7 protein-coding genes are annotated in these 7,025 nt (G+C 70.6%); 2 read left to right on the top strand and 5 right to left on the bottom strand.

Translation table 11 applies throughout. The features are described 5' to 3' along the window. Positions 1-111 precede the first annotated feature (111 nt). The 4 genes from AB0J90_RS33490 to AB0J90_RS33475 form a co-directional block, all read right to left on the bottom strand. Positions 112-612: an ATP-binding protein gene (locus tag AB0J90_RS33490; RefSeq protein ID WP_363602937.1), complete on the bottom strand. Its 501-nt coding sequence runs from the start codon at positions 610-612 to the stop codon at positions 112-114. Between the two features lie 4 nt (positions 613-616). Further along, positions 617-1,594, bottom strand: a complete 978-nt coding sequence (locus tag AB0J90_RS33485; protein WP_363602935.1) for a carbohydrate kinase family protein — start codon at positions 1,592-1,594, stop codon at positions 617-619. Positions 1,595-1,873: 279 nt separating this feature from the next. Next, positions 1,874-2,251, bottom strand: a complete 378-nt coding sequence (gene erpA, locus AB0J90_RS33480) for an iron-sulfur cluster insertion protein ErpA (RefSeq protein WP_363602933.1) — start codon at positions 2,249-2,251, stop codon at positions 1,874-1,876. Between the two features lie 111 nt (positions 2,252-2,362). Further along, positions 2,363-2,758 (bottom strand): MarR family transcriptional regulator, encoded by a 396-nt coding sequence (locus AB0J90_RS33475; protein WP_363602931.1) that lies wholly within the window; start codon positions 2,756-2,758, stop codon positions 2,363-2,365. Between the two features lie 175 nt (positions 2,759-2,933). Between AB0J90_RS33475 and AB0J90_RS33470 the strand changes: the two genes are divergently transcribed. Then, positions 2,934-4,394, top strand: coding sequence for an MFS transporter (locus AB0J90_RS33470; protein ID WP_363602929.1), 1,461 nt, complete (start codon positions 2,934-2,936; stop codon positions 4,392-4,394). 55 nt (positions 4,395-4,449) lie between these two features. Here the strand turns inward: AB0J90_RS33470 and AB0J90_RS33465 are convergent, their stop codons facing one another. Beyond that, positions 4,450-5,601, bottom strand: coding sequence for a glycerate kinase (locus tag AB0J90_RS33465; RefSeq protein ID WP_363602927.1), 1,152 nt, complete (start codon positions 5,599-5,601; stop codon positions 4,450-4,452). A gap of 67 nt (positions 5,602-5,668) precedes the next feature. On the opposite strand from AB0J90_RS33465, the gene nadA reads away from it, so the two are divergent. After that, the gene (gene nadA / locus AB0J90_RS33460) at positions 5,669-6,838 is read left to right on the top strand and encodes a quinolinate synthase NadA (RefSeq protein WP_363602925.1); all 1,170 of its coding nucleotides are present in this window, start codon (positions 5,669-5,671) and stop codon (positions 6,836-6,838) included. The last annotated feature ends 187 nt before the right edge of the window (positions 6,839-7,025 follow it).

The following is a 7,025-nucleotide window of genomic DNA, read 5'->3' as shown; positions in this document are numbered from 1 at the left end:
CGCGCCGAGGGTCTCGTCGCGCTCAGCGACCTGGTCCACCAGGGCAAGATCCGCTACATCGGCACGTCGACGTTCCCGGCGTCGGCGATCGTCGAGGGGGGCGGGGGGGGGTTATTGGAGGTAGGTGAGGATGGCGGGGAGGGGGTCGCCGGGGGTGGAGGTGTCGACGATGAGGCGGGGGCCGATGTAGGGCTCGTACTCGGCGCGGCGGAGCAGGGTTTGTTCCCAGGTGGGGACCAGGGGGGCGGCGGGGCGCTCTTCCACCCGGCGGCGGTGTTCGGCCTCGTCGGCGCACCACACCTCGATCACGCGCAGCGGCACCCCGGCCCGCTCGGCCAGGTCGTGCCAGAGGCCGCGGGCCGAGGCCACCGGGTTCACCGCGTCGACGATCACCGGCAGCCCGAGGCCGAGCTGCACCTCGGCCAGGGCGGCGACGCTGAGGTAGGAGAGGTTGCCGGCGGGGATGCCGTGCTCGGCGAGCACCCGTTCGATCGGGTCGACCGGCAGGACCGGGGCGTTCAGCGCCGCCCCGAGCCGGGCCGCCAGGGTGCTCTTGCCCACCCCGGGCAGCCCGGCGAACGCGACCAGGTGGCCGTTCACGGGTACGGGCATCCGCTCAGGCGTTCAGGTACGGCCGGATGTCCTCGGCCGCCTCGCCCCCGTACGACTCGGCCATCCGCTTGATGAACAGGTCGCTGCGGACCTCGTACTCCTGCGGGCCGACGGTTTCCAGCACGTGTGTGGCGATCAGCGAGCCGACCTGGGCGGCCCGTTCCAGGCCCAGTCCCCAGGAGATGGCGGCCAGGAAGCCGGCCCGGAAGCCGTCGCCGACGCCGGTCGGGTCGGTCGCCTCGATCTCGCGGGCGATCGGGACCCGGAACGGCGCGAAGTCGCGGCCGGCGATCTCGACCCCGTCCTTGCCCAGCGTGGTGACCCGGACCTTGACCCGCTCCAGGAGCTGGGCGTCGGTCAGGCCGGCCTTGCTCTGCAGCAGGGACTTCTCGTACTCGTTGGTCATCAGGTATTCGGCGCCGTCGATCAGGCCGACCACGTCACTGCCGTCCATCCGGGCGAGTTGCTGGGACGGGTCGGCGGCGAAGGCGTAGCCGCGCTCCCGGCACTCGGCGGAGTGACGCAGCATCGCGGCCGGGTCGTTCGCGCTGACCAGGACGAGGTCGAGGCCGCCGACCCGGTCGGCGACCGGGGCCAGCTCGATGTTGCGTGCCTCGCTCATCGCACCGGCGTAGAAGGAGGCGATCTGGCACATGTCGAGGTCGGTGGTGCAGACGAAGCGTGCGGTGTGCGCGACCTCGCTGACGTGCACCGAGTCGCAGTCGACGCCGTGCCGCTCCAACCAGGACCGGTAGTCGGCGAAGTCGGCACCGACCGCGCCGAGCAGGATCGGCCGCAGTCCGAGCTGGGCCATGCCGAAGGCGATGTTGGCCGCCACCCCACCCCTGCGCAGCACGAGGTCGTCGACGAGGAAGGAGAGTGACACCTTGTCGAGCTGGTCGGCGAGGAGCTGGTCGGCGAACCTGCCCGGGAAATGCATCAGGTGATCGGTGGCGATCGAGCCAGTAACGGCGATCTTCATGTCGGCCCTCGGGTCGGTGTCGGTTGTACAGCCGAGTCAGCCTACCGGCCCGGCCACCGGATCGTCGCCGGTCCGTCGGTTAGCGGCCACCGCCAGGTCACGAGAGGGCACGGGAGGAGAAAAATCCTCCGGGTACACCAAAAGCAGGGCCTCCCGCCACCTCCGCTGTCCGCCCCGGCGTGTGGTGCACGTCGAGCTGGACAGCGCAGGCGACACAGGAGGCCCCGCTGGTGGTTCGTGGGACGCGCCGGGTGGGGCGCGCCGCCGAGCGGTCGGGCTCTAGTGGAACGAGTCGCCGCAGGCGCAGGAGTTCTGCGCGTTCGGGTTGTCGATGGTGAAGCCCTGGGCGTCGATCCGGTCGGCGAAGTCGATCGTCGCGCCGGTGAGGTAGGGAACGCTCATCCGGTCGACAACCACCTCGACGCCGCCGAAGTCGTTGACGACGTCGCCGTCGAGCGAACGCTCGTCGAAGAAGAGCTGGTAGCGCAGGCCGGAGCAGCCACCCGGCTGGACGGCGACCCGCAGCCGCAGGTCGTCGCGGCCTTCCTGCTCGATCAGGGCCTTGACCTTCTGCGCCGCGATGTCGGTGAGGACGATGCTGCTTGGGGCCTTTGCCTCGGTCGACTCAGTCGACTCGGTCTGCACTGGCGTGGTCACGTGAAAGTCTCCCCTGCGACGGTGTCTTGGGTCCGTACTGGCCAACGCTAGCCCTCTGACCGGCCATTCCCAATGTGGTTCAGATCTAATTGTAGGTCGATGAGGTGCGGGTCACCCGGCTGACGGCACTGCCGCCACGCCGAGGCTCGCTTCCAGCACCGCCCGCTGCGTGGGCCGGGCCTCTTCCTGACGCTGCCGACCGCTGTCGGTGAGCGTGACGAAGACTCCGCGCCGGTCCTGCTCGCAGAGCGCCCGGCAGACCAGCCCGTCGCGCTCCAGCCGGGCCACCGCCCGACTCAACGCGCTCTGACTCAGGTGTACCAGTTCGGCCAGCTCCTGCATGCGCAGTTTGGCCGCCTCGGCGGTGGCGAGCCGGTCGATCACCTCGAACTCGCTCATGCCGAGGCCGTGCCGATCGTGCAGCTCGCGTTCGAGCGCGCACGAAGCCGCCGCGTACCTGCTGGCGAGCTGGCGCCATTCGGTTACTAGCCGGTCGTCTTCGGACACGTCCGCGATCCTACCAGATGCTCAAGCAAAATGTGTTCATACACTTATTGCTTGTGCATTAGATGCAGACGCAAGTAAGTTGCTGCTCATGGCACTTCCCACAACTCCGACCAAATCCGACAGCGAGCCACCATCCCGGTCATCTGCCCCGGAAACCACCACCGGCGGGCCGCACATGACCGCCCGCCTGTACGGCACCCTGCTCGTACTCTGTGGCGCGCTCTTCCTCGACGGACTCGACGTCTCGATGGTCGGCGTGGCACTGCCCTCGATCCAGGCCGACCTCGGGCTGTCCAACTCGGCCCTCCAGTGGATCGTCAGCGGCTACGTGCTCGGCTACGGTGGCCTGCTGCTGCTCGGCGGGCGGGCCGCGGACCTGCTCGGCCGGCGCCGGGTCTTCCTCTGGGCGATCGGCGTCTTCGCCCTCGCGTCCCTGCTCGGCGGCCTGGTCGACGACCCGAACCTGCTGATCGGCACCCGCTTCGTCAAGGGCGTCGCCGCCGCCTTCACCGCGCCGGCCGGCCTGTCGATCATCACCACCACGTTCCACGAGGGCCCGGCCCGCAACCGGGCGCTGAGCTTCTACACCGCCTGCGGGGCCAGCGGCTTCTCCATGGGTCTCATCCTCGGCGGGCTGCTCACCGAGGCCGGCTGGCGGATGACCTTCCTGCTGCCGGCACCGATCGCGCTGGTCATCCTGATCGCCGGCATCAAGCTCATCCCGCGTCACCGCACCGAGCGTCCGGCCGGTGCCGGCTACGACCTCGGCGGCGCGGCCACCTCCACCGCGGCGCTACTGCTCCTGGTGTACGCCGTGGTCGAGGCGCCGAACGCCGGCTGGCTGTCGGCCCGTACGCTCGGGTCCTTCGCCCTGGTGGCGGCGCTGGTCGTGGCGTTCGTGGCGATCGAACGCCGGGTCGCCCACCCGCTGGTACGCCTGGGCATCCTGCGCAACCGGACCCTGGTCCGGGCCAACCTGGGCGCGCTCGCGGTGACCGGTTCCTACATCGGGTTCCAGTTCATCGGCACGCTCTACGTGCAGGTGGTGCTCGGCTGGTCGCCGCTGTCGATGGCGCTGGCGTTCCTGCCGGCCGGGCTGATCGTCGCCTTCGGCGGTCCCCGGGTCGGTGGACTGGTCAACCGGTACGGCACCGCCCCGGTGGTGGCCGGCGGTTTTGTCGCCTTCCTGGCCGCCTATCTGCTGTTCCTGCGGATCGACGGTCAGGCCGACTACGTCGGCGTGATCCTGCCCACGATGCTGCTGCTCGGTGCCGGGTTCGCGCTGGCCTTCCCGACGCTGAACATCCAGGGCACCTCCGGGGTGGCCGACGAGGAACAGGGTCTCGCCTCCGGGCTGGTGCAGACCTCGTTCCAGATCGGCGGGGCGATCGCCCTGGCCGGGGTCACCGCGATCCTGGCCAGTGACGCGCCGGCTCCGGGGCACGTACCGGACTCGTTCTACCCGGCGATCGGGCTGGTCAGCGGGATCGCCGTGTTCGGGCTGCTGATCGCCGCGATCGGCGTACTCGACCGGCGGGGTCGGCACCGGGGCGCACCGGTCGACCGCAGTGGGATGGACCACGTGCCGGCCGACTACAGCCGTACGGAACTCGAACGCATCGGCCGCGCCGGCTGAGTCGTGCGGAAGGGCCCCTCGACAACGAGGGGCCCTTCCTTACTACTTGGTGCGGTCAGCGGCTCCACTGGCCGGCGAGGCGGGCGCTGACCGCGCGCAGCCCCTCGGCCGGGCGGGTCATCGCCTGTTCGACCCCGCCGTGTTCCTCACCACCGAAGTGGTCCACCAGGCTGTACGCCTCGGTCACCCCCGCCGCGGCCGCCTCCCGGCGCCCGGTGCTGACCCGGCCGGCCAGCACCACGCAGGGCAGCCCCCGGTCGCGGGCCGCTCCGGCGATGCCGGCGACCACCTTGCCGCGCAGCGACTGGTGGTCGAACGAGCCCTCGCCGGTGATCACCAGGTCCGCCTCGTCCAGCGCGGCGGCCAAGCCGATCATGTCGGTGACCAGGGCGATGCCCGACTCGCAGCGACCACCGAGGGCGAGGATCGCCGCACCGAGGCCACCGGCCGCGCCGGCACCGGGCAGGGTGGCCAGGTCCGGCGGGCAGGTCGGCAATTCCCGCTCCAGCACGCCCGCGAACACCTCCAGGGCGGAGTCGAGCAGGAACACGTCCTCGCGGGAGGCGCCCTTCTGCGGTCCGTACACGTTCGAGGCGCCGTGCAGGCCGGTCAGCGGGTTGTCCACGTCGGTGGCCGCGACCAGTTCCACCTCCCGCAGCCGGGGTGCGCCGGCCAGCGCCGAGGCGGAGCCCAGTACGGCACCCCCGTACGGCAGGGCGTGGCCGATCTCGTCGATCGGGGCGGCACCGAGGGCGGCGAGCAGGCCCGCACCGGCGTCGTTGGTGGCCGAGCCACCGAGCCCGATCACCACCCGACGGGCTCCCGACTCGACCGCGGCGGCGATCAGCAGACCCAGCCCGTACGAGGTGGTGATCTTCGGGTCGCGTTCGTCCTCGCTGAGCAGGTGCAGGCCGCAGGCCTGCGCGCTCTCGACGTACGCGGTGGGTACGCCACCGTCGTCCGGGTCGGTGACGAGGATCTCGCCCTGCGCCGGGCGGCCGAGCGGATCGACGGTCGGCACCGCCAGCCGGCGCCCGGCGACCGCGCCGGCGAGCACCTCGACGAAGCCCGGACCGCCGTCGGCCAGCGGTCGGGCGATGGCCTGGTCCCCGGGGGCGGTGTCGTGCCAGCCCGCGATCACCGCGGCGGCCACCTCGGGGGCGGAGAGGGTACCGGCGAATTTGTCTGGACAGATCAGAACCCGCATCACGGCAGTGTGGCAGCCCACATCGGCAGGCGCTGCGGGCGGCCCGCGCTGTGGGAGCATGGAGGGCGTGACTTCGACCTGGGTAGAGCCGTCAAACACCGCTACCGCCCTGCTCCTGCTGGGTCGCGGGACCGACCCGGACAGCGAGCGTGGCGTGGACTGTCCGGGGGAACTTCCCCCGCCAAGTGACCCGAACCTGGTCGCCCGCGCGACCGCGGCGAAGGCCAAACTCGGCCAGCGGGTGTTCGTGCTCGGCCACCACTACCAGCGCGACGAGGTGATCCAGTTCGCCGATGTGACCGGCGACTCGTTCAAGCTCGCCCGCGAGGCCGCCGCCCGGCCGGACGCGGAGTACATCGTCTTCTGCGGCGTGCACTTCATGGCCGAGAGCGCCGACATCCTCACCACCGACAAGCAGCAGGTGATCCTGCCCGACCTGGCCGCCGGCTGTTCGATGGCGGACATGGCCGCGCTGCCGCAGGTCGAGACGGCCTGGGAGGTGCTGGAGGAGCTGGGCGTCGCCGGTTCGACCGTGCCGGTGACGTACATGAACTCGTCCGCGGACATCAAGGGCTTCGTCGGCCGCAACGGCGGTGTGGTCTGCACCTCGTCCAACGCCGAACGGGCGCTGCGCTGGGCGTTCGAGCGCGGTGAGCGGGTGCTGTTCCTGCCCGACCAGCACCTGGGACGCAACACCGCGGTGCTGGAGATGGGGCTGGACCCGGCCGACTGCGTGCTGTACGACCCGCACAAGCCGGGCGGTGGGCTCACCCCGGAGCAGTTGCGCGACGCGAAGATGATCCTCTGGCGCGGGCACTGCTCGGTGCACGGCCGGTTCACCCTGGAGAGTGTGAACGAGGTTCGGACCCGGGTGCCCGGGGTAAACGTGCTGGTGCACCCGGAATGCCGTTACGACGTGGTGACGGCCGCCGACTACGTCGGTTCCACCGAATACATCATCAAGACCATCGAGGCCGCGCCGGCCGGCTCGGCCTGGGCGGTCGGCACCGAACTGAACCTGGTACGCCGGCTCGCCAACGCCCACCCGGACAAGGAGATCATGTTCCTCGACCGAGCTGTCTGCTACTGCTCGACGATGAACCGGATCGACCTGCCGCACCTGGTGTGGGCGCTGGAGGAGCTGGTCGCCGGCCGGGTTGTCAACCAGATCACGGTGGATCCGGACACCGCGCACCACGCCAAGGTGGCACTGGACCAGATGCTCGCACTTCCGTGAGCAGAACCGATTACTTGCAGTAGTGGCCGCCGTACCGATAGGCAGTGACGTCCCGATTTCGTGCCATCTAGGTCGGGGTGACCAACGCCATTTCGGTCACGGAGCGCTATGCTGCCCAGGCGACACAGAGCCAGCCGTATCCCCGCGGCTGCGCCCTACGGGCTACGGCCGTGAGTGACGCTCAGCC

The organism is Micromonospora sp. NPDC049523 (genome assembly GCF_040676775.1).
Classification (GTDB): Bacteria; Actinomycetota; Actinomycetes; order Mycobacteriales; family Micromonosporaceae; genus Micromonospora_G.
Note: the sequence above shows the minus strand (reverse complement) of the source record. Positions and strands in the feature narration are given on the sequence as shown.